This window comes from Streptomyces sp. H39-S7 (genome assembly GCF_027158205.1).
Lineage (GTDB): Bacteria > Actinomycetota > Actinomycetes > Streptomycetales > Streptomycetaceae > Actinacidiphila.
On record NZ_JAPVLU010000017.1, the window covers coordinates 1 to 23,802 of the forward strand.

A 23,802-nucleotide genomic window follows, 5' to 3' on the forward strand; every position below is an offset into this window, starting at 1 on the left:
CCCCCGCCCCCCCCCCCCCCCGCCCTTTCCGTCGGCTCCGCCGCACCACGCCGTCCAAGGCCTACTGGAGGGCGGGGAACAGCTCGAGGAAGACGTCGGGACCGACCGAGATGCCCTGGCCGAACGGGGCGTCGAGGTCCCAGATCAGGAAGAGCAGGAACGCGATGAGCGCGCTGAACAGGCCCGCCAGCAGCAACTCCCGCCCCGAGCGCCGGATCTGCAGCGTGAAGATCAGCCCCACCGTCACCAGGGCGCCCCCGATGAGGCCGAACCACACCATCCCCGGCATGGTCGCGCTCGCGTTCTGGCCGCGTGCGGTGCGCGCCTCGTCGGCCACCGCCACCTGATCCACCACCGGCTGGTAGGCCTGTGCGTCCAGGTCGCCCTTGGGCACGTAGTCCGTCACGTCCCGGCGGATCGCCGACAGCAGTTCCGTCCCCTTCGGGGAGAGGGCGCCGTGGTCGGCCATGTACGGCCACTCCTTGTGCACCACGTAGCTGACGTACGCGTCGACGTCCGCACGGATCCGGTCCCGCACCTCGGGCGGGTACACCCGCACGCGCGTGCTGACCTCGTGCAGGGCCTGCGCCTCCCGCATCGCGCCGTCCTGCGCCGTGCCCTGGCCCTCCCACACGCCCGCGATCGCCAGGCCCAGGACGATCGCGTAGATCACCCCGATCATCATCGTCATGTACTCGATGACATCGGGCGTCTCGGAGGGATCGTCGTCCGCCGGGACGCGCCGCTGTTTGAGCACCACGACGGTGATGACGACCACGCAGGCGGCGGCCATCGCGATCACCAGGGCGATCCACTGGGACATGACGAACTCCTAGCTGACGGAACGGACAGCGGGTCTACGGGTCACCGGACGTCCGAGGACGTCAACGGCCCCTGCGGTACACGTTCGATCCCGGTTTGAGCGCGGCCGCCGCGAGCAGTCCCGGCACCGTCGTGAGCAGCATCGTCATCATCAGCGGCTGCCGCCGGTGCTTGGGCGGTGCCGGGGCCGCGACGGGGGCCGGCCAGCGGACGGCCGGGCGCGCGGGTGGGGCGTGCCGCGGGGACGGGGTCGGCGCGGTGGTGACGACGGGCGCCGGCTCGCTCGGCGGCGCCGGGGCCGGCGACGGCCTGCCGCGGGGCGGCGGGGTGGCCCGCGGGGGCGGGACGACCACACTGCGCGACGGTGCGGGGGTGGGAACGGGCGTGGGGGTGGGGCTGGGGGTCGGCGTGGGAGTGGGCGTCGGCGTGGGGGTCGGCGTCGGAGTCGGAGTCGGCGTCGGAGTCGGTTCGGGGCAGGACGGATGGCCGTGGTGCCAGTGCCAGTAGCAGTGGCAGTGGTGGTGGTGATGCCAGTGGCCGTGACCGTGGCCGTGGCTGTCCTCATCCTCGTCACCGTGTCCGTGGGGGTACGGAGCCTGGACGCAGACGTGCACCGAGCCCTGCTCCACGACCGGTCCGGGACACCCCTCGTCGGCGCGCGCCGCCGGTACCAGCAACCCCGAACCGCACAGGACGGCTCCCGCCGCCACGACCGCCGCACGCAGGGCGGCCCTTCCCCACCGGTTTCTCACAGGACAGAGTTTGCGGCCCAGCGTCCCATTGATATGACCCGGTTCGAGCCCGTTCCCCCGAACGAATCAACGCAAGATCGTTAAACCCCGCACCAGTTCGAATGGCGACCGCCGTCGCGGGCCCTCCGGCCCCCGGAAACGCCGGGAGCCCCCGGCCATTGCTGGCCGGGGGCTCCCGGAGAGATCGAGCGGTGGGCGTGGACGGGTTCGAACCGCCGACCAGCGCCGTGTAAAGGCGCTGCTCTACCACTGAGCTACACGCCCTCGGAACGTGAAGTGACAGGTTACCTCGCCGAACCCTGTGCTCCCCAACCGGATACCAAGGGCGGGTAAAGCATCCCCCGGCGTTCGGTCACGTGTCCGTGCAACCGGCCTGGGCCGTGTATTCGTCTTGGTCAGGTGGGAGACTGGAGCCGACAGACACCAGCGGCGGACCTGCGGGAGAGAGTCACTGTGACGACGGCACGCTCGTGGTGGCGGCGCGGCGACAACCTGCGCGCCGATGCCCAGGCCGCGAAGGACGCCGCCTCCCAGGCCTTCTACGAGCTGGACACCGCACAGCGGGACCTGGACCTGTCGATAGAGACCATCAGCGCCGTCGACAACTCGCCGGCCGCGCAGCGCGCGGTGGCCGGGTTCCGGGCGCTCGGGGAGCAGATCGACCAGGTCAGCGGGGCGTACATCGCCACCGTCGACGCCCATGACCTGGACCACGACGAGCTGGACGCGGCGGCCGCAGGGCGGGCCCGCAACGAGTTGGCGAAGGCGAAGGACGACCTCGACCGGGCCAAGGCGGACCTGGACCGGTTCGCCGCGAGCCTGGCTCCCCTGCTGGGGAAGGCCGAGACACAGCTGGCGCGGCTGGCGCCGGCGGTCGAGCGGGCGCGCCAGGGGCTGTTGGCGGCGAGCAACGCGCTGGACGCGGTGCGGGCCGCCGGGCTCAAGGGGGACGAGCTGGCCTCGCGGCTGGCGGCGCTCTCCCCGGAGCTGACGAAGCTGAACCAGGGGGCCGGCACGCACGGCGTGCCGGAGACGCTGGCGCGCGCGGAGGAGGTGCAGCGCCGCGCGGAGGCGATCCGGGCGGAGGCGTCACGGCTGCCGGAGCAGGCGAAGGAGATCGACAAGCGGCTGGTCAGCCTGCGCACCCGCGTCGAGGCGCTGGCCACCCGGGCGGCCGGCGTCGAGCCGGTCCTCAGTGAGCTGCGGCGACGCTTCTCGCTGGCGTGCTGGCAGGACCTGCAGCAGGTGCCGGCGCAGGCGGAGACCGCCGTGGCGCAGGCGCTCGGCAAGCTCGCGGAGGCCACCAAGGCGCGCGACGAGCAGCGCTGGGCCGACGCGACGTCCCGGCTGAGCACGGTGCGGGCGCTGCTGGACGACGTGGACGGGTCGGTGTCCGCCGCCGGTGACCGGCTGCGCCGGCTGAACGAGGTCAGCAAGGATCCGAAGGCCGAGGTGGAGAAGACCCGGTTCGCCATCCGGGACGCGCAGCGGCTCGCGATGCAGGGCCGTACGACTCCCGAGCCCCGGCACGCCCGGCCGCTGGACGACGCGGTGGCGCGGCTGGACCGGGCGCTCGCCGCGCTGGAGGGCCGGCACCCGGACTACTGGGCTTTCCTGACGGAGACGGCGTCGGTGCGGGAGACCGTGAACCGGGTGGTCGCGAACATCCGCGAGGACCGCGCCCAGGGGCGCTGAGGCTTCACCCGCGCAGAACACCGCCGCTTCGCGGAGGGCCCGCGGCGGGACGCGGCTATTCTTCGAGCATGCCCCGATACGAGTTTCGCTGCCGGTCCTGCGGTACCACTTTCGAGCTGAACCGGCCGATGGCCGAGTCCTCCGACCCCGCGAGCTGCCCGGAGGGGCACGACGACACGGTGAAGCTGCTGTCGGCCGTCGCCGTGGGCGGCAGCACCGCCGCCCCCGCGTCGGGTGGCGGCGGTGGCGGCGGCTGCTGTGGAGGCGGCTGCTGCAGCTAGCGGCTGCTCCCAGTTGGCTGTACAACTCGCGGAGGCGAGATCGCGCGGGACCGCCCGGGAGTCACGGCTGGAGGCGGCCCGCGAAGCGGCGTTCGAAACCGTCGCCGGTGTCCGCCGTCACGGCGAAGTCGTAGCGGCCCGCGGCGAGGGACGGGACGACCGCGGTCGCCGAGCCGCCGGGTGCGACCGTCACCCGGGAGCCGGGGAAGGTGAACACCGCGGGCCTGCCGCCCGTGTTGGTGAGCGTGAGGTGGACGCCGTCCGGCGCCTCGGCCGCCGCCACCTCCGGGTGCGCCTTCGCCGGGTCGGTCCAGGTGCGGACGTCGCCCTTGCAGCCGCGCAGGAATCCGTCCGGGCCGTGGGTGTCGATGTCGTACGGGCCGCCGCTGACGGACTGGGCGCTGAAGTACTCGGTGACGCTGCCGCCGACGGGCAGCGTGTAGCGCCAGGCGCCGAACTTGCGGTGGTTGACGGTGTACATCGACAGGCCCGCGCCGAGGGTGCCCAGGTTGTCGACGGTGATCCAGAGCAGGCCCTTGGCCGCGTCGGTCCGCGAGGACGAGCCGAATCGGTAACCGGTGGGCAGCGCCGGGCGGTCGCCCGGCTCCACCTCCGGGAAGTGCTGGACCAGCGGCGGGAAGAGCGGCGGAAGGACCTTCTTGTGCTGCTCGGCCAGGTCCGCCAGCAGCTTCTTGGTGTCGGGCAGGGCGGGGAACGCCGTCGTGGACGTCCGGAAGTCGAACGCCGACATCAGGTCGCCGCAGACGGTGCGGCGCCAGGCGGAGATGTTGGGCTCGCGCACCCCCGTCCAGTTCTCCAGGAAGCGCAGCACCGACGTGTGGTCGAAGACCTCGGAGTTGACGCGGCCGCCCCGGCTCCACGGGGAGATGACGATCATCGGGACGCGCGGGCCGAGACCGATGGGCGCGCCGTTGATGAACTCGTCGGGGGTGCCGTCGGGGGCGGCGGGCGGGATGACGTGGTCGAAGAAGCCGTCGTTCTCGTCGTAGTTGAGCAGGACGACGGTCCTGGCCCAGACCTCGGGGTGGGCCGCGAGGGCTTCCAGCACGTAGGAGGAGGTGAAGTCCGCGCCCTGGGCCGGCGGGTGGTTGGGGTGCTCCGACTGCTCGGTGGGGGCCACCACCCAACTCACCGCGGGCAGCTTCCCGTTGGCCACGTCCTGGGCGAAGTCGTCGGCGCCCCGCTTGACCATGCCGTTGACGTGCAGCGGGGAGTCCTTGGAGGCGTTCTGGTACTGCTTGAACCAGGCCAGGGCGTTGTCGTCGTAGTTGTCCTCCTGCTGGTAGACCTTCCAGGAGATGCCCGCGGCCTGCAGGCGCTCCGGGTACGTCGTCCAGGTGTAGCCCTTCTCGCTGTTGTCGACGACGGGGCCGCCGGCGGTGCCGCGCGGGTCGACCGTCCCCGACCACAGGTAGAGGCGGTTGGGGTTGGTGGACGCCATGGTGGAGCAGAAGTACTGGTCGCAGAGGGTGAAGGCGTCGGCCAGTGCGTACTGGAAGGGGATGTCCTGGCGCCGGTAGTAGCCCATCGTGTACCAGGTCTTGGCGGGGATCCAGTTGTTGTACTGGCCGTTGGCCCAGGCGCTGTGGGTGCCGTCCCAGGAATGGTCCAGGTCGAAGATCCGCTGGGCGTCGGAGGTGCTGGTGTCCAGGTGCCAGGGCAGCAGGCTGGTGCCGCCGACGGAGCCGAGCAGCCGCTGGCGCAGGACGTCGGAGCCCTTGGGGAAGCGGAGCAGCGAGCTGTCGCCGTAGCCTCGGACACCGTTCAGGGTGCCGAAGTAGTGGTCGAAGGAGCGGTTCTCCTGCATGAGGACCACGACGTGTTCGACATCGTCCAGCGTGCCCTGCCGTGCGGGCTCGGCCAGCGCCTGCTGCAGACCCGCGGGCAGGACGCCGGCGCCGATGGCCGCGCCGGTGGCGACGGCCGAACCCAGCAGCGTGCGGCGGGAGATACCGGGCCTGGGCAGGCCGGAGAGGTCGGACACGGTGCCTCCTGGTCAGAGCGGAGCGAGGGCGTTACTCGGGGTTACTGACGAGTAGCGATGATGGCAGCCGCGCATGAACAGAGGAAGACCGGGGACCGACGTTTCGTCAGATTCCCGTGCGGCGCGAGAGCGAGGTGACCGCCGTCGAGTTGTGGACGGTGAAGGCCACCGTTCCCGGCAGGTACCGGTCCTGCGACCACTCCACCGGGGAGCCCGCCGGATCGGTGGTGTGCCGCCGCTCGCGCAGCAGCGGATCGCCCACCGCGCAGCCCAGCAGCCGGGCGTCGTCGGCGTCCGCGAGGGCCAGGTCGATGGTGTGGTGCGCGTCGGTGAACAGCACGCCCTGCTCCTGGAGCGGGACGGTGTGCGAGACCGCGTGCGGATCGAGCCCCTCGACGAGGACGCCCACCCGCTCGGGATAGACGGACCGCTCCACCATCACCGGCACGCCGGAGAGGGTGCGCACCCGCAGTACCCGGTAGACGTCGGCGCCCGGCCCCAGGCGCAGCTGTTCGCGTTCGACCTCGTCGGCGGGGCCGCGGACGATCTCCACCACGCGGCCGCCGGGCTCCTCGCCGATGGAGCGCGCCCAGCGCGTGAAGCTGAGGAGTTCCGCGAAGCTCTGGACCCGGGCGGTGCCCAGGACGACGCGGCGGGTGCCGCGCCGGGAGGTGACCAGGCCGTCGGCCCGCAGTACGGCCAGGGCCTGGCGCACGGTGCCGCGCGAGACGCCGTAGCGCGTGGCGAGTTCGCTCTCGGCGGGCAGTCGGCCGCCCGACCCGTAGGCACCGTCGGCGATGGCCTGCCGCAGATCGGCGGCCACCTTCCGGTACATCGTCTGCCGGCCGTCCGTCACGCTGCTCCCCCACGTCGATCCCTGCTCCGGCGACCGAGCCTAACCGCCGGCCCCGGGGGAATCGGGGCGTTCTCGCGACCGACGCCGCGACTAGGCGGTCCGTTCACCTTCCGGCCACCGGCCTCCGGCGTACTGTGAGCGCGTTGCCAAGTTGTACAGCCAACACTGGCTCAGTCCATGGAGAGTCCCGTGATCCTGCCCCGCCCCCGGGCCGCCGGCCTCGCAAGTGTCGTCGCCATAGCGGCGCTCGGCCTCAGTGCCTGCGGCGCCGCACCCTCCGAAAGCACCGCGGCCGACGGCAAGAAGAGCGCCGCCACCGCCACTTCCGCCGCCGAGATGGGCGGAATGGACGCCCTGGTCGCCGCCGCGAAGAAGGAGGGCACGCTCAACGCGATCGCCCTGCCGCGCGACTGGGCGAACTACGGCGCGATCATCGACGGCTTCAGCAAGAAGTACGGCATCAAGGTCGCGGTCGAGAACCCCGACGCGTCCAGCCAGATCGAGCTCAGCGCGATCAGCACCCGCAAGGGCCAGGACCGCGCCCCCGACGTCGTCGACCTCGGCAGCGCCTTCGCGCTGAGCGGCGCCGCGCAGGGCCTGTTCGCCTCGTACAAGGTCGCCGACTACGAGAAGATCCCGGCGGCCCAGAAGGACGCGCAGGCGCGCTGGTACTACGACTACGGCGGCTACGTCTCGATCGGCTGCGACGCCAAGCGCGTCAAGGAGTGCCCCGCCACCTTCGCGGACCTCCTCAAGCCGCAGTACAAGGGCCAGGTGGCGCTGAACGGCAACCCGACGAAGTCCGGTTCGGCCTTCGGCGGCGTCTACGCGGCGGCCATCGCCAACAAGGGCTCCTTCGCCGACATCCAGCCCGGCCTGGACTTCTTCGGGCAGCTGAAGAAGTCGGGCAACTACAACCCGGTGGAGTCGACGCCGGCGACCGTCCAGAAGGGCGAGACGCCGATCAGCATCGACTGGGACTACCTCAACGCCGGCTACACCGACGAGTTCAAGAGCAAGAACGTCGACTGGAAGGTCTCCATCCCCAGCGACGGCGTCTACGCCCAGTTCTACGCGCAGGCCGTGAACAAGGACGCGCCGCACCCGGCCGCCGCCCGCCTGTGGGAGGAGTACCTGTACAGCGCCGAGGGCCAGAACCTGTGGCTCAAGGGGTACGCGCGTCCCGTGCTGATGGACGCCCTCAAGCAGGCCGGCACGCTCGACGCGGCCGCCGCGGCCAAGCTGCCCGCCGTCGCCGGCACCCCGGCGTTCCCGACACCCGCGCAGGTGGACGCGGCCAAGAAGGCCGTCACCCAGGGTTGGGCCAAGGCCGTCTCCTGATGACCTCGAAAACCAGGGCGCCGGCCGGGCTGCTGGCGGCGCTGCCCCTCCTGCTGTTCATGCTGGTGGCGTTCGGCCTGCCCGCCGCCGCCATGCTGACCGGTGCCTTCAGTACGCCGAACGACGCGCCGGGCGGCGCGCGGTGGACGACGGCGAACCTCACGGACTCCGTGGAGGGCGCCTACCTCACCGGGCTGGTCGGCAGCGTCAAGCTGTCGGCGCTGTCCGCGCTGCTGGCCGCCGTCCTCGGACTCCCCCTCGCGCAGGCCGTGGTGACGTCCCGTCACCGCGCCCTGCGGGAGGGCGTCCTCGCGGCGTCCGGTGTGCTCGCCAACTTCGGCGGGGTACCGCTCGCGTTCGCCTTCATCGCCACCCTCGGCAACGCGGGCGTCCTCACCGAGCACCTGGGCCTGACCGGCGCCGGCTGGAGCCTGTACACGTTCTGGGGCCTGGTCACCGTCTACCTGTACTTCCTGCTGCCGCTGATGGTCCTGGCCATCACCCCGGCGCTGGAGGGCCTGCGTACGCAGTGGCGCGAGGCCGCGCAGAACAACGGCGCCACCGGCTTCCAGTACTGGCGGCACGTCGCGCTGCCGGTGCTGGCCCCGTCCCTGCTCGGCGGCTACGTGCTGCTCTTCGGCAGCGCCTTCGCCGCCTACGCCACGGCCGCGGCGCTGGGCAGCGGCTCGGTGCCGCTGATCACCGTGCAGATCGCCGACGCGCTCTCCGGCAACGTCCTGGTCGGCCAGGGCAACATCGCGCTCGCGCTCAGCCTGGACATGGTCGTGGTCGCCGGGCTCGTCATGGCGGTCTACGTCCCCCTCCAGCGAAGGAGCGCACGATGGCTCGACTGACCCGCGGGCCGCTGTGGCGCGGCGCCGTCGGCCTGGTGGCCGGCCTGTACTTCGTGGTCCCGGTGGCCGCCTCGGTGGTCTTCACCGTGGACGTCCCGGGCCAGGGCCTCACCCTGGACGCCTACGGCGGCATCCTCGGCGCGGACGGATTCACCGACAGCCTGCTGCTCACCCTGGAGCTCGCCGCGGCCACCATCGTCCTGGTGATGCTGCTGCTGGTCCCCGCACTCGTCGCGGTGCGGCTCGGCGCCCCCCGGCTGCGGCCGGTGCTGGAGATCATCTGCTCGCTGCCGCTGGTGGTCCCGTCGGTGGCGCTGGTCTCCGGCTACAGCAGCGTGCTGCGCTGGGGCCCCGAGCACCTGTCGCGCACCCCGCTCTTCCAGACGTTCACCGCCGTGCAGGACAAGCGGTTCCCGTTCGTCCTGGTCCTCGCCTACACGGTGATGGCGCTGCCGCTCGCGTACCGGGCCCTGGACTCCGGGCTGCGCGCGGTCGACGTCCGCGTCCTGGTGGAGGCCGCGCGCAGCTGCGGCGCGAGCGCACCGCGCGCCGTCCTTCAGGTGGTGCTGCCCAATATGCGCGGCGCTCTGCTGAACGCCTCCTTCCTCACCCTCGCGCTGGTCCTGGGCGAGTACACCGTCGGCGCGCTGCTCGGGTACCAGCCGTTCGCGGTGTGGATCGTCAACACCGGAGGCGACCAGGCGCAGTTGTCGGTGGCCGTCTCGGTGCTGAGCCTGGTGGTCACCTGGCTGCTCCTGCTGGTGTTCGCCGCGCTGGGCCGCGACCGGTCCCGTTCCCTGAACCACACGTCCCGCCGGGCCGGCCGCGACACGGCCGCCCCCGCACCCCTCGCACAGGAGGTGGCATGACCGCCGCTACGGCCGAGCAGGCCACGTCGCCCGCCACATCGGCCACGACCGTCGAGTTCCGCGCGCTGCGCAAGGCGTTCGGCGCCACCGTCGCGCTCGACGGCCTGGATCTGACCGCCCGCCCCGGTGAGCTGCTCGCGCTGCTCGGCCCGTCCGGCTGCGGCAAGACCACGGCGCTGCGGATGCTGGCCGGCTTCGAGCATCCCGACTCCGGGCAGGTCCTCGTCGACGGCCAGGACATCAGCGGCGTTCCCGCGCACCGCCGCGACGCCGGGATGGTCTTCCAGTCCTACAGCCTCTTCCCGCATCTGACGGCCGCCGACAACGTCGCGTTCGGGCTGAAGATGCGGCGGACCGGGGCCCGCGAGCGCCGCTCGCGCGCCGCTGAGCTGCTGGAGCTGGTCGGGCTGCCGCAGCACGCCGAGCGCTTCCCGCACCAGCTCTCCGGCGGCCAGCAGCAGCGGGTGGCGCTGGCCCGCGCGCTGGCGCTGCGCCCCAAGGTGCTGCTGCTGGACGAGCCGCTGTCGGCGCTGGACGCCAAGGTCCGGGTGACGCTGCGCGAGGAGATCAGGCGGCTGCAGCAGGAGCTGCGGATCACCACCGTCTTCGTCACGCACGACCAGGAGGAGGCGCTGTCGACGGCCGACCGGGTCGCCGTGATGCGCGACGGCCGGCTGGAGCAGGTCGCCGCGCCGTCCGAGCTGTACGACACGCCCGCGACCGCGTTCGTCGCCGAGTTCGTCGGCACCATGAACCGGCTGCCGGGTGTGATGGCCGACGGTGACGTGGAGGTGCTCGGGCAGCGGCTGCCGGTGCGCGGTTCCGCCCCGGCACACGGCCCGGTGGACGTCCTGGTCCGCCCGGAGGCCCTGGAGGCCGCCGCGGACGCCGACGGCCGCTCCCGGGTGCTGACCGCCGCCTTCCACGGCTCGATCACCCGTCTGACGCTGTCGCTGCCGGACGGCGCGACCGTGAAGGCGGACGTGCCCAGCCACCGGGCGGCCACCCTGCCGGCCGGCGCGGCCGTCACCGTGACCCTTCCGCGGCGCCCGGTGCTCGTCGACGGACCCGCCGCGTGACGCTGGAAGCGGTGCTCTTCGACATGGACGGCACGCTCGTCGACACGGAGGGCGTGTGGTGGGACGCGGTCGCCGCGACCGCGTCCGCGCTCGGCCACACGCTGACGGAGGCGGACGTCCCCGACGTGCTGGGCCGGTCGGTCGGCCACACCACCGGCCATCTGCTGGCGGTCACCGGGACCGGACGCACCCGTGAGCACCTGGCGGCGGAGCTGGACGCCCGCTTCGCCGAGCTGGTGGCCCGCGGGGTACGTCCGCGCCCCGGCGCAACCGCCCTGGTGGCCGCGCTGCGCGCGGAGGGGGTGACGGCGGCGCTGGTCTCGGCCTCGCCGCGGCGGGTCGTGGACCTGGTGCTCGACGTGCTCGGCCGGGAGAACTTCGCGGTCACCGTCACCGCCGACGACACCGCCCGCACCAAACCCGCGCCCGACCCGTACCTGGCGGCGGCCCGGCTGCTCGGGGTCCGGCCGGCCCACTGCGTGGCCGTGGAGGACACCCCCACCGGGGTGGCCTCCGCCGAGGCCGCGGGGTGCCGGGTGCTGGCCGTCCCCTCCGTCGTGCCGATCCCGTCCGCCCCCGGGCGGACGGTGCTGCGCAGCCTGGAGCTGGTGGGGCCCGCGCTGCTGCGCTCCCTCGTCGGGGACGGGGCGGCCAGGGGCGGAGCGGTTGAGGAAGCGGCGCCCAGGAGGGATGCTTGAGATAAGCGGGGTATGTGGTTCCGTTTACCGCGCTTCCGTCGAGGAGGTGTCCATGGACGTATCGCTGGACGATCACCTGCCCGCCGACCACCGGCTGAACCAGGTCTACCGCATCGGCGCGGGCCTGATGGGGCTGATCCTTCTGGTCTTCGGCATCCTGGGGCTGCTCGACCAGATCCCGCTCTTCGACACCCACGGCGACAAGGTCGCGGGGCTGAACACCAACGGCACGCTGAGCGTCCTGTCGATCGCCGTCGGGCTGCTGCTCTTCGCGGGCATGGTCATCGGCGGGAACACCGCCTCGACCCTGAACATGGTCCTGGGCGGCCTGTTCATCCTCAGCGGCTTCGTCAACCTCGCCCTGCTGGACAGCAGCCACAACTTCCTGGCCTTCCGGATGCCCAACGTGATCTTCAGTTTCGTGGTCGGCCTGATGCTGCTCGTCTTCGGCATGTACGGCCGCGTCTCCGGTGGCCTCCCGCACGACAACCCGAACTGGAAGCGGCGCCACCCCGAAGCGGCGGCGCGCGAGGCGGCGGCACGAGCGGCTGTGGCCGCCCGCCGGACCCCGCCTCGCGGGCTGCCTCAGAACAGGAGCTGGTCGCCGGGGCCTACCGCCGGCGGGCGACGGTGAGCCCGTCCGCGACCGTGAGCAGCACGTCGTCCATCCGGTCGTCCTCCCGCACCCGGTCGTTGAAGGCGCGGATCGCCGCAGCGGGCCCCTCGACCGCCGGGTCCGCCACAGCACCGTGGTAGAGGGTGTTGTCGGCGACGAACAGGCCGCCGGGGCTCATTCGCGGCACCAGCTCCTCCCAGTACGCGAGATAGCCGACCTTGTCCGCGTCGAGGAAGACGAAGTCGATCCACGGCCCCTCGGGCAGCGCGCGGAGCGTGTCCAGCGCCGGGGCGATCCGCAGGTCGATCCGGTCCGCGACCCCCGCCTTCGCCCAGGCCTCGCGGCCGACGGCCGTCCACTCCTCGGAGACGTCGCAGGCGATGAGCTGCCCGTCCGCCGGCATCGCCTGGGCCATCGACAGCGTGGAGAACCCGGTGAACGTGCCGACCTCGACGATGCGGCGGGCCCCGATCAGCCGGACCAGGAAGGCGAGCAGCGGGCCCTGCTCCTCGGCGGTCTGCAGCCCCGACACATCGGCGAGCCGGGTGTGGGTGAGCTCGACCAGTTCCCGCTGGACCGGGTCCAGCGGCGGGTTGTGCGCCAGTACATACGCGTACAGCTCGGGGGTGAGCTGCGGATTCTTCGTCTCGTACAAGGTTTCTCCTCGAATGGACGTGCCGTCCTGACCTGGCCGTAGGGTGACGGGCATGCTCGTCGATGATGCCGTCGCCCTGGTGCCCAGCATTCCAGGCCGCAGGGCCCTGCTGGGGATGGGGGGCGCGCCCGCCGCCGGCAAGTCCACCCTCGCCCGCCGACTGGTCGACGGCGTCAACGCGCGGCTCGGCGCGGACACCGCCGCGTACGTCCCGATGGACGGTTTCCACCTGTCCAACGCCCAGTTGGCGCGACTGCGCCGGTCCGACCGCAAGGGCGCGCCCGACACCTTCGACGTGGACGGCTACGTCCACCTGCTGCGCCGGCTGCGGTCCCACCACGAACGCCCGGTCTACGCACCCGAGTTCGACCGCCGGCTGGAGGAGCCGATCGCCGCCGGCCTCGTCGTGCTCCCGCGGGTGCGGCTGGTCGTCACGGAGGGGAACTATCTCGCCGACGACGGGCCCGGCTGGGAGGCGGTACGCGACCTGCTCGACGAGCTGTGGTTCGTCGACGCCCCGCGGGCGGTGCGCGAACAGCGGCTGCTGCGCCGCCACATCCGCGGCGGGCGCAGCGAGCCCGAGGCGCACGCCTTCATAGCGTCCAGCGAACGCCCCAACGCGGACCGGGTCGAGGCCGCCCGCGCCAACTGCACGCGCGTGGTGACCACCAGGGACTGACGGCGCCCGGCGCCGTCGGTCCCCCCGTCACCCCTCAGCCATCCGACAGCCGCCCGCCGGCGTCACGCGGCCGCGGCAGCGTCCTCCGCGCCGGCCGCCACCCGCGCGAGCATCCGCCGCAGGATCTCCTCGCCCGCCGCGACCCCCAGCGTGGCCAGCGCCGTCACGTGCGGCGCCGTCCAGCCGCTGTCCGCCAGCTCGCCGTGTCCCGGCTGCCAGCCGAGGTCGGCGGCGAGCAGCAGGTCGGCGTCGAGCAGGGAGTCGCCCGCGGCCAGCACCTCGGTGGCACCGGTACGCCGCACGACCTCCTCGAGCGCCGCGCTCTTGCGCAGCGGCTTGGGGACCGTGTAGATCTTCCGGCCCTGCAGCGACACCGTCCAGCCGCGCCCGTCGGCCCACTCGGTCAGGTCCTTCACGAAGTTCTCCGGCAGCAGCGACCGCTCCACCACGAGATACGCGAACAGGTCCTCGGCCACCCGCTCCTTGCGCAGCCACGCCGGGTCCGTCACCCGCGCCAGGTGCGCGCGCACCTCCGCCAGCGGCACCGAACCGTCCGCGAGGCGGCGGCGCATCTCGGCGTTCCAGTCCTGGTCGGTACGGCCGTCGACCAGCAGGTGCCCGCCGTTGGCGCAGATCGCGAAGCGCGGCACCGGGCCCGGCAGGCTGATCCGCCGGTACTGCTTGCGGGTACGGGTGGTGGCCGGCACGAACTCCGCCTCGGCGGCCAGCCGCTGCACCAGCCCGGCCGCCGTCTCCGTCATGAACGACAGCGGCTTCGCCTCGTGCACCTCGACGCAGAGCAGCCGTGGAGCGTGTTCGTCGGGCATGCCGAGCGCGAGCGCGGCGGAGGAGTAGATCAGCGTCCGGTCCAGGTCGCTGGCGGCGAGGGTACGGCGTGCGGCGCTCATCGGGCATCCGCCTTTCCGTCGGTGGCGGTGGCAGCGGTGGCGGTGGCCGCCAGACCGTCGGCGCCGGTGGCCCCTCGGGTGAAGCGCGGGTGGATCAGGCCGACACAGGAGTACGGCAGCCCGTCCACCTCCTCCACCGGCACCCCGCGCTGCTCGGCGAGCAGCCGCACGTGGTCCAGGTCCGCGCCGGCGCCGCGCTGCGCCAGGATCTTCCACGGGACGCGGCGCAGCAGCACCCGGGTCGTCTCGCCGACACCGGGCTTGACGAGGTTCACGTCGCCGATGCCGTACTCCTCGCTGATCCGCTCGACGGCGGCCCAGCCCTCCCAGGTCGGGCTGCGGTCCTGCGACCGGAGTTCCTTGACGTCCGCGGCGACCGCGTCGGCGACCGCGTCGAAGCGGGCCGTCACCGTGTCCAGGAAGAGCCCGGAGACATCCGAGCCGGCCAGCTCCTGGTAGAACTTACCGCCGTGGAACTCGTTCGGCCCGATCAGGTCCGCGCGCAGCACGGTGCGCGAGATGAGCCCCGAGACGGTGGAGTTGAGGCACGCGGAGGGGATCAGGAAGTCGTCCCGGGTGCCGTAGGTGCCGACGCAGCCTCCCGGGTCGGCGAGCACCGCGATGTCCGGGTTGAAGTTCCCGAACGGCTCGACGGCCTCGGCCAGTTCACGGGTGATCGCGCCCTTGCCGGTCCAGCCGTCGACGAAGACGACCTGCTCCGGGTCGTGGTGCTCGGCCAGCCAGCGCAGCGCGGTGGTGTCGATGCCCCGGCCGCGCACGATCGAGACGGCGTAGTGCGGCAGCTCCAGGCCGTGCGCGTGCCGCGCCCAGCGGCGCATCAGCACCCCGACGGGGGTGCCGGCCCGCGCCAGCGAGACGAGGACGGCGTCCGGGCCGCGCTCGGCGAGCACCAGCTCGGTGACGGCGCCCACCGCCCGCGCGATCCGGTCGGCGGAGGTGTCCAGCGCGGCCCGGAACAGCGCCTGGTACGCCTCACTCGGCTGGTACTCCACCGGCAGCGACTCCGCGTAGTGCGCACCGCCGCTCTGTATCGCCTCTTCGCGCTCCTCGGTCGGCGCCTCCAGCTCGACGCCCGACAGGTCCTTCAGCAGCCACCCGACCTCGTCCGCCGCGTACGACGAGAACGCCGGACCGCGCAGGGGGGAGGGGAGTGCGGGGGTCTGAGCCATCTGCTGAACCTGTCCGTTCGGTTGGTACGCGGGCACGACCGCGAGCAGTACCCGCCCGGTGTGGGCGGCGAGGTGCGCGAGCAGCCCGTCGGGCGCGTGCAGCGCCGGGGTGTCCCCCGCCGAGTCGACGACGGCGACGATCACGTCGAAGCCGCCGCCCGCCACGTTGTAGGCGTAGCGCGGGCCCGGCCCGTCGGAGGGGTCGTCGTGGGCGGGGAAGACGATCCGGCTGCGGATCGCGTAGCCGGGGTCGTCCACGGCCAGCACGGGTGAGCGGGTGGTGGTGGAGAAGCGGACCTCGGCGCCGGTGGCCGACTGGATCTCCCGGGCGAGCCGCAGCGGCGCGTACATCAGCTCCTCGTTGCCGAGGACGAGGACGCGGCGCGCGTCCGCCGGGAGCTCCTTGCGCACCGCCTCGGCCATCGACGGCACCGCCGCCTCCAGCCGCTCGCGGTGTGCGGGCGTGAAGCCGTGCCGTCCGCCGTCCGGCAGCCCCTCGGGCCAGCCCAGGTCCACCCGGACCGCCTCGTACGCCTGCGCGGGCGCGGGCGGCGGCGTCACGCTCGCCCTGACGAGCGCCTGGCCGCGCTCCAGCACGCCCTCCGGCAGCCGGACCGTGCCGGACGCCAGCGAGAGCAGGTCGATGCGCGCGCCGAGACCGGCGGCGAACGCCGTCAGCCGCTCCCGGTCCGCGTCCGAGCGCATGTCGACGAGCGCGACGACGACGTAGTGGGCGCGCGGGCGCCTGGCGTGCAGGTCCCTGATCGTGTTCAGGACGGTCTGGCCCGTCGAGAACTCGTCGTCGACCAGCACCAGGGGCCCGTCCCCCGTCAGCAGCTCCGGGTCCTCGGGCAGCAGCAGGTGGCCGGTGGCGTGGCTGTGCTCCTCCTCGAAACCGCCGGCCGCCGCGACCCCGGCGACCTCGCGCCGCGTCGAGTGCAGGTACGGCGCGAGGGCGACCCCGTCGGCCACCGCGTGCCCGAGGCCCGTCGCGGTCTCCGCGTAGCCGAGGACGACGGCCCGCGCGGCCTCCTCGTCACCGAGCAGCTCCCGCACCCGGCGGCCGAGCCCGTACCCGGCGGCGTGGACGTCGGAGGGGTGCCGCGGAACGTGCTTGCCCAGCACGTTCGACACCAGCAGGTGCGCGCGCTTCGGGTTGTCCCGCAGCGCGAGCCCGAGCAGATCGGTCAGTCCCTCGCCCTCCAGGGCGATGTCCAGCCGGTCCGCGACCCACTGGCCGGACCATGTCGGTGTTGCTGCCATGCGGTGTTTCTCACTTCTGTGCGTCGATGCGTCGATCAGACGCGGCGTGGATCAGGACGGCAGACAGGCCGCGAGCAGTTCCACGAACCCGATGTCGGCGCGGGCCACCCCGAAGATCTCGGCACGGCGCATGGTGCGCTCGGCCCAGGCCCGGTGCGGCTTCACCTCGTTCATCTTGTTCGTGTAGGCGGAGCGCAGGACCCCGCCGCCGGTGCGGTCCTCGTGCAGGATGTCGGCGGCGTCGCAGTACTCCTCGTGCGTGACCACGTTCAGCGCGTGCACGGGGAAGACGTGGGTGGGGTGGATGCACGTCTTGCCCTGGAGGCCGTTCGCCCGGTCCAGCTCGATCTCACGCAGCAGCCCGTCCATGTCGTGCTCGATGAGCGCGGTGCGCAGGTCCTCCGCCTCCGGGGTGAAGGGGCTGCGCCGCAGCTGCGGCTTGAACATCCGCTCGTGGTGCCGGAAGTACTCCCACACCGGGCCGGTCACCGTGAACCCGGTCCCGTCGGCCCGCCCGAAGACGTTGACGACGTCGGCGATGACCGAGGCGACGATCTGGACGTCGTACGCCGTCATCGCGGGCGCCCTGCGCAGCGCGTACGAGGAGCAGAAGTCCGTCACGCCCAGTCGCAGGGCCAGCACCCGGTCCCGGTACTTGTCGACCGTGCGGTAGATCCCGGAGAGCGTCTCGACGCGGCTCTCCAGGTGCATCAGCTGCGGGGACTCCAGGACCGGCATGGCGAAGAGCCGGTGGCCGCAGGCGACCTCCGCGCCGGCCAGCGCCTCCATGAAGGGGACGCCGCTCTCCTCGGTGAACTTCGGCAGTACGAATCCGGCCAGCAGGCGCACGGTGTCACCGAGCCGCTCCACCAGGTCGACGATCTGGGCCGGGGTGCGGACCCGGATGAACAGCAGCGGCGGGTCGCCCGCGCCCTGCCGCCGGTCCAGGTCGGCGAACTGCCGGACCAGATTCGCCTCGGCGTCGACCACCTCGCGGTCGTCGATCGAGTCCTCCAGGCACAGCACCATGGACACGACACCGTGCGCGGCCTGCTTCAGCACGTCGTCGGCCAGGTGCGGCCGGGTCGCCGGGCTGTAGAGGGTCGCGCCCAGGGCGACGGAGAGCGTTCGGGCGGACGAGTCCGCGGTGAATTCCTGCGGCTCGCGGTGGAACAGTTCGTTCCGTACGTCCGTCGCAAGGTGTCCGAAGTGGCGCATATGCCCCCTTTTATACATGGCTGACCGAATAGCATCTGGCGAATTATCGTACGTGCGCTCACACGACTGACGTTCCCCCCGTGCGTGAAAATCAGGTAACCCCCGCACGTCTGTCGTATGACCGCTCCCGGCGCGTCCAGTCCCCTGCGTTGTGGCCCGCCCACCAGGGAAGGCAGGATGACCGCCATGACGCACGCGATGGTGAAGGGCTCGAACATCCCCCTGGACGTCCTGGGGATCAGGGCGGTGCTGCGCTGGAGCCCCCGCGTGGGCGTCCCCGACGTCGACGCCTCGGCCCTGCTGCTGGGCGCGGACGGCCGGGTCCGCTCGGACGCGGACTTCGTCTTCTACAACGAACCGAGGCATCCCTCGGGACTCGCCCGGCACCTGCCGAAGAAGCGCGTCCCCGAAGGACTCACCGACACCGTCGAGGTGGACCTGGCGTCCCTGGACGCCTCCGTGGCCCGCGTCGTCATCGCCGCGTCCGCCGACGGCGGCTCCTTCGGCCAGGTCCCTGACCTGCACGTCCTGCTCTTCGACACGGGCGCGGCGGTCGGCTCCGCCCCCCTGGCGACCTTCGACGTCACCCCCGACACCGGCGACGAGACCGCCCTGATCTGCGGCGAGCTGTACCGCCGCGGCACGGCGTGGAAGTTCCGCGCGCTCGGACAGGGCTACGCGACCGGCCTCGTCGGCCTCGCCACCGAATTCGGCATCGCCGTCGACGACGAGGCGGAATCCGGCGAGGACCCCGCCGCGGGCTCCCGCGAGCCCGCCCACGCGCCGCCCGCCGTCCCGGAGCCCGAGGCCACCTCCGCGTACGGCTACCCGCTCCCGGAGCCCGCTCCCGGCCACGTACCGGCCCAGCCCGCCTACGGGTACCCCCAGCCGCCCCAGCAGCGCCCCCAGCAGGCCGCACCGGCCTACGGGTACCCGCAGCCGGTGGCGGGCCCCCCGGGCTTCGTGCTGCCACCCCAGGGCCCCCAGTTCCAGCCGGGCCGCCGCTAGGGAGTGTCTTCAAATAGGCGTCGTCCGCCCGGAGGGCGGGGCCGACGGGGATTTGAAGACACGACTTAGGACCTGTCGTCCGCGGGTGGACAGCCGGTCAGACCTTGGTCTTGTAGCCGCGGCCCCACTGCAGGCCCCAGCCGTACAGCCGGTCTATCTCGGCCTGGAACCCGTAGACGTACTTCACCTCGCGCCGCACGATCAGCTCGCCCTTGCGGTTCTCGATCAGCACCACCGCGCAGGACCGCGCCTGCGGCTCGCGCTCGCTCAGCGGGATCTCGATCCGCGGACCCGAGCTGGGGTAGAGCGTGACCATGGCGTGGGTGCGGTCGAACGCGGGCGTTCCGTCGTAGATGTAGACGAACACCAGCAGCCGGACGAACTCGTCCCGCTTGTCGAAGTTGATGTGCATGGTCTCGCCCGACGTGCCGCCGAACCGGTCGTCGCCGCTGAGCTTGACGTACGGCGCCTCGTTCAGGTCCCCCAGGAAGTTGCCGAGCGGCTGGACGACGCCCTTCGTCCCGTCGGCGAGCTCGTACATGCACGCCAGGTCCAGGTCGACGTTGACCATCGCCGGCCCCGCGGCCTGCACGATCTCCGGCTTGAACAGGTTCATCCGGCGGATGGACAGCCCGCCCCCGCCCTGCTTGTTCCAGCCGCCCGTGTCCGAAGTGCGCATTTCCCAGCTGAGGTTGATCCGCAGGTTGCCGACGGCCGCGCCCTGCTTGCTCAGCGAGACCATGGGGTGCCGTTTCGTGAGCTCCACGGTGTGCGCGTTCGCCATGTCGAACTGCGTGGCCCCACTGGGCCGCAGGAACTTCCACCAGGCCATGACTACCCCTCCCCTGAACGGACACCGCCCCCCGCCGGATCGGCGGGGGGCGGGACTTCTCGCTCCGGGGCTCAGACTGTCAGAGCTGTCAGACCCCGGATGAGACTTCCGCCGTATCGTTCGACCCCTCTGAGTTTTCCCCGTTGCGCCGGTTTCGCACCACCGACGACCAGTAGGAAGCCGCGATCAGCACGACGCCGACGAGGCCGGTGATGACCTCGTTGATCTCGTACTTGATCGTGACGAGCAGGATGACGGCCAGGGCGCCGATCGCGTAGTGCGCGCCGTGCTCCAGGTACACGTAGTCGTCCAGGGTGCCCTTGCGGACCAGGAAGACCGTCAGCGACCGGATGTACATGGCGCCGATGCCGAGGCCGAGCGCCATCTCGAAGATGTCGTTGGTGATCGCGAACGCGCCGATGACACCGTCGAACGAGAACGACGCGTCGATGACCTCGAGGTACAGGAACATGAAGAACGCGGCCTTGCCGGCCAGTCCGACGACGGTCCCCGTGCCGCCCTTCGAGGAGGCCTCGGCCTGTTCGGCGTCCGCTTCCTCCTCGGCTTCCTCCAGCTGGTCCTCGAAGTAGCCCGAGATCCCGCCGACGATCAGGTACGTGATGAGCCCGGCGATCCCGGACAGCATCACCGTCGCGCTCTTGTCGATCGTGCCTTCCCCGCCGTGCACCGGAACGCTGGTCGCGACCGTGGTCGCGGCGATGAGCAGCACGATCAGGGCGATCACGACGGAGAGCATGTCCAGCTTGCCGAGCTTGCCGAGCGGCTTCTCCAGCCAGCCGAGCCACCGGATGTCCCGCTCCTCGAAAATGAAGTCGAGGAAGATCATGAGCAGGAACATCCCGCCGAAGGCCGCGATCGACGGGTGCGCGCCGGTGACCAGCGCCTCGTAGCGGTCGGGGTCGTTGATCGCAACGTCCACCGCCTCGACCGGGTTGAGCTTGGCGGTGATGGAGACGATGACGACCGGGAAGACCAGTCGCATACCGAAGACGGCGATCAGGATGCCGACGGTAAGGAACATCTTCTGCCAGAAGGCGTTCATCTTCCGGAGGATCCCGGCGTTGATCACCGCGTTGTCGAACGACAGCGAGATCTCCAGGACCGACAGGATCGCGACCACCGCGAGCCCCTGCCACCCCCAGAGGATGTACGCCAAGGCCAGACCGGCGGCAGTGATGCCGAACGACCAGCCGAATGTCTTGAGGAGCACGGGCTACCCAGTCCTTCTCTACGAGAGATCCCCCGCGTAGTCCGCGGCTTTGCCAAGACTCTACCGACCCGCTTCGTCACCACCCAGTCGGTACGCCCCTTCCGAATCACCTCCGGTCGGGACACGCATCACCATTAATGCGAAAAACGACGAACTTCCCGTCACTTCATGCCAATTCGGTCGTCGGACAGGAAGTGATGCTCGTACGGTCCGATCGAAAGCGAGGCATGGCAGGTGGATCGGGCCCCGCGCCGAGCCGGCTTTCGGCGCCTGCCGAAGGGTCCACAACCCGGGCCTCGGTCCCCCTCAGGGGCGGAGGAAGCAGAAACCCCACCCGCGAGGGTGGGGAATCCCGGTCGGTCACGGCGGGGAGGGGTCAGGAAACGTTGACCCCGAAGTCGAGGGCGATGCCCCGCAGTCCTGACGCGTACCCCTGGCCCACCGCACGGAATTTCCACTCGCCGTTGTAGCGGTAGAGCTCTCCGAAGATCATCGCGGTTTCGCTGGAGGCGTCCTCGGAGAGGTCGTAGCGGGCCAACTCGGCCTGGTCGAACTGGTTGACGACGCGGATGTACGCGTTGCTGACCTGGCCGAAGGTCTGGCCCCGGCTGTCGGCCTCATGGATGGAGACGGGGAAGACGACCTTGTCGACGTGCTCGGGAACCTTGGTGAGATCGACGAGGATCTCCTCGTCGTCCCCTTCGCCCTCGCCGGTGAGGTTGTCACCGGTGTGCTCCACGGAGCCCTCGGGGCTCTTGAGGTTGTTGTAGAAGACGAAGTGCTCGTCGCTGAGTACCCGGCCGTTGGCGCACAGCAGGGCGCTGGCGTCGAGGTCGAACGGCGCTCCTGTGGTGGAGCGCGCGTCCCAGCCGAGCCCGATCATCACCTGGGTGAGATTCGGTGCGGCTTTGCTGAGGGAGACATTGCCCCCCTTGGCGAGCGTGACGCCCATGGTTTTCGCTTCCTCCCCGTGCGTGCTGAGGTCGGTACGTGCGCGGCGCCGCCCGCCCGGGCGGGTGTGCGGCGCCGTGACCGGGTCAGACGTTGACGCCGAAGTCGTGCGCGATGCCGCGCAGTCCGGAGGCGTAGCCCTGGCCGATGGCGCGGAACTTCCACTCCGCGCCGTTGCGGTAGAGCTCGCCGAAGACCATCGCGGTCTCGGTGGAGGCGTCCTCGGTGAGGTCGTAACGCGCCAGTTCGTTGTTGTCGGCCTGGTTCACGACGCGGATGTACGCGTTGCGGACCTGGCCGAAGCTCTGCTGACGGCTCTCGGCCTCGTAGATCGAGACCGGGAAGACGATCTTGGCGACATCGGCCGGGACGCCGGCCAGGTTCACCTTGATGACCTCGTCGTCCCCGTCGCCCGAGCCGGTGAGGTTGTCACCGAGGTGCTCGACCGAACCGTCCGGGCTCTTGAGGTTGTTGAAGAAGACGAAGTGAGCGTCGGAGATGACCTTGCCCTCGGGGCTGGCCAGCAGCGCGCTCGCGTCCAGGTCGAAATCGGCGCCTGTGGTGGTCCGGGCGTCCCATCCCAGAGCGACGATGACGGCCGTGAGATTCGGCGCCTCCTTCGTCAGTGAGACGTTGCCACCCTTGCTGAGACTGACTCCCACGAGTCCTCCCCTACGGTCGTGGGGTATCAGGTAGAACCCTCGCCCCCGTCGTGCGGTACACAGATCAACGCGTTGAGCTTAGTGAGCAGTTCCCGAAGACTGCAGCCCGTCGGCTACAGGACTTCGAGGGCCTTTGCGTAGTCATTGAGGTCCCGGGCGTCCGGAAGGCCGTTCACGACAGTCCAGCGCACGATGCCGTCCTTGTCGATGACGAAGGTGCCGCGGACCGCGCAGCCCTTCTCCTCGTCGAAGACGCCGTAGGCGCGGGAGGCCTCGCCGTGCGGCCAGAAGTCGGAGAGCAGGGGGTAGCCGAAGCCCTCCTGGTCGGAGAAGACGCGCAGCGAGAAGGGTGCGTCATTGGAGACGGCGAGGAGCTGGACGTCGTCGTTCTGGAACCTCGGCAGCTCGTCGCGCAGGGCGCAGAGCTCTCCGGTGCAGACGCCGGTGAACGCGTAGGGGTAGAAGAGCAGGACGACGTTCTTCTCCCCCCGGAAGTCGGAGAGCCGCACGGTCTGGCCGTGCTGGTTCTTCAGCTCGAAGTCCGGGGCCTTGCTGCCGACCTCGATCGCCATGCGGACACATCCTCGTCTCGGTACCGGAAAGGTCACGGACAGTCTGTCACCCACGCCGGCGGCGAAACGCACCGCGCCCCGGCGGAGGAATCGGCGGAACGCACCGGGCCCCCGGCGACCGAGGTCGCCGGGGGCACGGTGAGGGTCCGGTGGGGGTCCGGTAGTGCTACCGCTTGGCGGCCCTGGCCGTCTTCGGGGTGACCAGACGGCTGCCCGACCAGTCCTTGGCGGCGTTGACCGTGCTGGTCTGCGCCAGTCCCGCGGTCTGGGCGGCCTCGCCGATCTCGCTTGGCTCGACGTGGCCCTCACGGCCGGTCTTCGGGGTCATCAGCCAGATCGGGGCGCCGTCGTCGATCGTCGACGTGGCGTCGACCAAGGTGTCGGTGAGGTCGCCGTCGTCCTCCCTGAACCACAGCAGGACGGCGTCGGGCACGTCGTCGTAGTCCTCATCGGCGAGCTCTTCGCCCGTGAGCTCCTCGATACCTTCTCGGAGCTCCTGGTCGCAGTCGTCGTCGTACCCGAGTTCCTGGACCACCTGTCCGGGTTCGAATCCAAGCCGGCTAGCCGGGTTGGTCCGGTCCTCCGCGTGGTCCGCGGTCGCGCTCACGCTTTGCCTCCTGTCATGGGGGGAAAATCCCCGCGCCTGTGCGGGGTTATTGGCGGTAGTCCACACGGACGCGGCGGATCGCGCAAGTACCCGGCCGCCGAGACCGCCTAAACGGTGACGTGTCACCGCAAGCCGCCTGCCCAATCGTGACGTAGATC

The 23,802-nt window shown here is 71.4% G+C and carries 24 protein-coding genes and 1 tRNA gene; 10 read left to right on the plus strand and 15 right to left on the minus strand.

Going from position 1 to position 23,802, the window contains the following annotated elements:
* Positions 1 to 61: 61 nt before the first annotated feature.
* From O3X23_RS17915 to O3X23_RS17925, 3 genes are all read right to left on the minus strand, one after another.
* A complete protein-coding gene (locus O3X23_RS17915; RefSeq protein WP_269272415.1) occupies positions 62 to 823 on the minus strand; it encodes a bestrophin-like domain in 762 nt (253 codons plus the stop codon).
* 61 nt (positions 824 to 884) lie between these two features.
* Complete coding sequence (locus O3X23_RS17920; RefSeq protein WP_269272416.1) at positions 885 to 1,574, minus strand: hypothetical protein; 690 nt, start codon at positions 1,572 to 1,574, stop codon at positions 885 to 887.
* Positions 1,575 to 1,766: 192 nt separating this feature from the next.
* Positions 1,767 to 1,838, minus strand: a tRNA-Val gene (locus O3X23_RS17925).
* Between the two features lie 189 nt (positions 1,839 to 2,027).
* Between O3X23_RS17925 and O3X23_RS17930 the strand changes: the two genes are divergently transcribed.
* Entirely contained in the window at positions 2,028 to 3,269 is a 1,242-nt protein-coding gene (locus tag O3X23_RS17930) for a hypothetical protein (protein WP_269272417.1), read from the plus strand.
* 68 nt (positions 3,270 to 3,337) lie between these two features.
* Positions 3,338 to 3,550: an FmdB family zinc ribbon protein gene (locus O3X23_RS17935; RefSeq protein WP_269272418.1), complete on the plus strand. Its 213-nt coding sequence runs from the start codon at positions 3,338 to 3,340 to the stop codon at positions 3,548 to 3,550.
* 61 nt (positions 3,551 to 3,611) lie between these two features.
* On the opposite strand, the gene O3X23_RS17940 is transcribed toward O3X23_RS17935, so the two are convergent.
* Entirely contained in the window at positions 3,612 to 5,555 is a 1,944-nt protein-coding gene (locus O3X23_RS17940; RefSeq protein WP_269272419.1) for a phosphocholine-specific phospholipase C, read from the minus strand.
* A gap of 106 nt (positions 5,556 to 5,661) precedes the next feature.
* Positions 5,662 to 6,411 carry a GntR family transcriptional regulator gene (locus O3X23_RS17945; RefSeq protein WP_331283922.1) on the minus strand — a complete coding sequence of 250 codons (750 nt, stop codon included), beginning with the start codon at positions 6,409 to 6,411 and terminating at the stop codon, positions 5,662 to 5,664.
* Positions 6,412 to 6,588: 177 nt separating this feature from the next.
* Between O3X23_RS17945 and O3X23_RS17950 the strand changes: the two genes are divergently transcribed.
* Genes O3X23_RS17950 through O3X23_RS17975 form a run of 6 tightly spaced genes read left to right on the plus strand, consistent with a single transcriptional unit; the run spans position 6,589 to position 11,886 of the window.
* On the plus strand, positions 6,589 to 7,752 hold the full coding sequence (locus O3X23_RS17950; RefSeq protein WP_269272420.1) for an ABC transporter substrate-binding protein: 1,164 nt from the start codon (positions 6,589 to 6,591) through the stop codon (positions 7,750 to 7,752).
* Positions 7,752 to 8,606, plus strand: a complete 855-nt coding sequence (locus O3X23_RS17955; RefSeq protein WP_269272421.1) for an ABC transporter permease — start codon at positions 7,752 to 7,754, stop codon at positions 8,604 to 8,606. Before O3X23_RS17950 ends, O3X23_RS17955 begins: the two co-directional genes overlap by 1 nt.
* Complete coding sequence (locus O3X23_RS17960) at positions 8,594 to 9,475, plus strand: ABC transporter permease (RefSeq protein WP_269272422.1); 882 nt, start codon at positions 8,594 to 8,596, stop codon at positions 9,473 to 9,475. The genes O3X23_RS17955 and O3X23_RS17960 overlap by 13 nt, the downstream gene beginning before the upstream one ends.
* Positions 9,472 to 10,554, plus strand: coding sequence for an ABC transporter ATP-binding protein (locus O3X23_RS17965; protein ID WP_269272423.1), 1,083 nt, complete (start codon positions 9,472 to 9,474; stop codon positions 10,552 to 10,554). Before O3X23_RS17960 ends, O3X23_RS17965 begins: the two co-directional genes overlap by 4 nt.
* Positions 10,551 to 11,252 carry an HAD family hydrolase gene (locus O3X23_RS17970; RefSeq protein ID WP_269272424.1) on the plus strand — a complete coding sequence of 234 codons (702 nt, stop codon included), beginning with the start codon at positions 10,551 to 10,553 and terminating at the stop codon, positions 11,250 to 11,252. The genes O3X23_RS17965 and O3X23_RS17970 overlap by 4 nt, the downstream gene beginning before the upstream one ends.
* A 52-nt stretch (positions 11,253 to 11,304) precedes the next feature.
* A complete protein-coding gene (locus O3X23_RS17975; protein WP_269272425.1) occupies positions 11,305 to 11,886 on the plus strand; it encodes a DUF4383 domain-containing protein in 582 nt (193 codons plus the stop codon).
* Here the strand turns inward: O3X23_RS17975 and O3X23_RS17980 are convergent.
* Positions 11,864 to 12,523, minus strand: a complete 660-nt coding sequence (locus tag O3X23_RS17980) for an O-methyltransferase (RefSeq protein WP_269272426.1) — start codon at positions 12,521 to 12,523, stop codon at positions 11,864 to 11,866. The genes O3X23_RS17975 and O3X23_RS17980 overlap by 23 nt on opposite strands.
* Positions 12,524 to 12,575: 52 nt before the next feature.
* Between O3X23_RS17980 and O3X23_RS17985 the strand changes: the two genes are divergently transcribed.
* On the plus strand, positions 12,576 to 13,202 hold the full coding sequence (locus tag O3X23_RS17985; protein WP_269272427.1) for a nucleoside/nucleotide kinase family protein: 627 nt from the start codon (positions 12,576 to 12,578) through the stop codon (positions 13,200 to 13,202).
* A 62-nt stretch (positions 13,203 to 13,264) separates the two neighbouring features.
* Here O3X23_RS17985 and O3X23_RS17990 read toward each other — a convergent pair whose 3' ends face one another.
* From O3X23_RS17990 to O3X23_RS18000, 3 genes are read right to left on the minus strand one after another with little or no spacing between them, the layout of a single operon-like run.
* Positions 13,265 to 14,110 carry an HAD family hydrolase gene (locus O3X23_RS17990; RefSeq protein ID WP_269272428.1) on the minus strand — a complete coding sequence of 282 codons (846 nt, stop codon included), beginning with the start codon at positions 14,108 to 14,110 and terminating at the stop codon, positions 13,265 to 13,267.
* Positions 14,107 to 16,563, minus strand: a complete 2,457-nt coding sequence (locus O3X23_RS17995; protein ID WP_269272429.1) for a phosphoribosyltransferase — start codon at positions 16,561 to 16,563, stop codon at positions 14,107 to 14,109. The genes O3X23_RS17990 and O3X23_RS17995 overlap by 4 nt, the downstream gene beginning before the upstream one ends.
* 51 nt (positions 16,564 to 16,614) lie before the next feature.
* Positions 16,615 to 17,781: an HpcH/HpaI aldolase/citrate lyase family protein gene (locus O3X23_RS18000; RefSeq protein WP_269272430.1), complete on the minus strand. Its 1,167-nt coding sequence runs from the start codon at positions 17,779 to 17,781 to the stop codon at positions 16,615 to 16,617.
* Between the two features lie 186 nt (positions 17,782 to 17,967).
* On the opposite strand from O3X23_RS18000, the gene O3X23_RS18005 reads away from it, so the two are divergent.
* Positions 17,968 to 18,789 carry a TerD family protein gene (locus tag O3X23_RS18005; RefSeq protein WP_269272570.1) on the plus strand — a complete coding sequence of 274 codons (822 nt, stop codon included), beginning with the start codon at positions 17,968 to 17,970 and terminating at the stop codon, positions 18,787 to 18,789.
* Positions 18,790 to 18,886: 97 nt separating this feature from the next.
* On the opposite strand, the gene O3X23_RS18010 is transcribed toward O3X23_RS18005, so the two are convergent.
* The 6 genes from O3X23_RS18010 to O3X23_RS18035 form a co-directional block, all read right to left on the minus strand.
* Positions 18,887 to 19,621: a TerD family protein gene (locus O3X23_RS18010; protein ID WP_269272431.1), complete on the minus strand. Its 735-nt coding sequence runs from the start codon at positions 19,619 to 19,621 to the stop codon at positions 18,887 to 18,889.
* A gap of 88 nt (positions 19,622 to 19,709) precedes the next feature.
* Positions 19,710 to 20,852, minus strand: coding sequence for a DUF475 domain-containing protein (locus O3X23_RS18015; RefSeq protein WP_269272432.1), 1,143 nt, complete (start codon positions 20,850 to 20,852; stop codon positions 19,710 to 19,712).
* Between the two features lie 376 nt (positions 20,853 to 21,228).
* Entirely contained in the window at positions 21,229 to 21,804 is a 576-nt protein-coding gene (locus O3X23_RS18020; protein WP_269272433.1) for a TerD family protein, read from the minus strand.
* 85 nt (positions 21,805 to 21,889) lie between these two features.
* Positions 21,890 to 22,465, minus strand: coding sequence for a TerD family protein (locus O3X23_RS18025; RefSeq protein ID WP_269272434.1), 576 nt, complete (start codon positions 22,463 to 22,465; stop codon positions 21,890 to 21,892).
* 113 nt (positions 22,466 to 22,578) lie between these two features.
* Positions 22,579 to 23,037 (minus strand): peroxiredoxin, encoded by a 459-nt coding sequence (locus tag O3X23_RS18030; RefSeq protein WP_269272435.1) that lies wholly within the window; start codon positions 23,035 to 23,037, stop codon positions 22,579 to 22,581.
* Positions 23,038 to 23,203: 166 nt separating this feature from the next.
* Entirely contained in the window at positions 23,204 to 23,644 is a 441-nt protein-coding gene (locus O3X23_RS18035) for a DUF3052 domain-containing protein (protein WP_138356772.1), read from the minus strand.
* Between the last annotated feature and the right edge of the window lie 158 nt (positions 23,645 to 23,802).

Excerpts from the sequence above, each read along its gene's own strand:
- O3X23_RS17915 (WP_269272415.1), bottom strand. The coding sequence starts at position 823 with ATGTCCCAGTGGATCGCCCTGGTGATCGCGATGGCCGCCGCCTGCGTG.
- O3X23_RS17935 (WP_269272418.1), top strand. The coding sequence starts at position 3,338 with ATGCCCCGATACGAGTTTCGCTGCCGGTCCTGCGGTACCACTTTCGAG.
- O3X23_RS17950 (WP_269272420.1), top strand. The coding sequence starts at position 6,589 with ATGGAGAGTCCCGTGATCCTGCCCCGCCCCCGGGCCGCCGGCCTCGCA.
- O3X23_RS17955 (WP_269272421.1), top strand. The coding sequence starts at position 7,752 with ATGACCTCGAAAACCAGGGCGCCGGCCGGGCTGCTGGCGGCGCTGCCC.
- O3X23_RS17960 (WP_269272422.1), top strand. The coding sequence starts at position 8,594 with ATGGCTCGACTGACCCGCGGGCCGCTGTGGCGCGGCGCCGTCGGCCTG.
- O3X23_RS17965 (WP_269272423.1), top strand. The coding sequence starts at position 9,472 with ATGACCGCCGCTACGGCCGAGCAGGCCACGTCGCCCGCCACATCGGCC.
- O3X23_RS17975 (WP_269272425.1), top strand. The coding sequence starts at position 11,305 with ATGGACGTATCGCTGGACGATCACCTGCCCGCCGACCACCGGCTGAAC.
- O3X23_RS17985 (WP_269272427.1), top strand. The coding sequence starts at position 12,576 with ATGCTCGTCGATGATGCCGTCGCCCTGGTGCCCAGCATTCCAGGCCGC.
- O3X23_RS17990 (WP_269272428.1), bottom strand. The coding sequence starts at position 14,110 with ATGAGCGCCGCACGCCGTACCCTCGCCGCCAGCGACCTGGACCGGACG.
- O3X23_RS17995 (WP_269272429.1), bottom strand. The coding sequence starts at position 16,563 with ATGGCAGCAACACCGACATGGTCCGGCCAGTGGGTCGCGGACCGGCTG.
- O3X23_RS18000 (WP_269272430.1), bottom strand. The coding sequence starts at position 17,781 with ATGCGCCACTTCGGACACCTTGCGACGGACGTACGGAACGAACTGTTC.
- O3X23_RS18005 (WP_269272570.1), top strand. The coding sequence starts at position 17,968 with ATGACGCACGCGATGGTGAAGGGCTCGAACATCCCCCTGGACGTCCTG.
- O3X23_RS18010 (WP_269272431.1), bottom strand. The coding sequence starts at position 19,621 with ATGGCCTGGTGGAAGTTCCTGCGGCCCAGTGGGGCCACGCAGTTCGAC.
- O3X23_RS18020 (WP_269272433.1), bottom strand. The coding sequence starts at position 21,804 with ATGGGCGTCACGCTCGCCAAGGGGGGCAATGTCTCCCTCAGCAAAGCC.
- O3X23_RS18030 (WP_269272435.1), bottom strand. The coding sequence starts at position 23,037 with ATGGCGATCGAGGTCGGCAGCAAGGCCCCGGACTTCGAGCTGAAGAAC.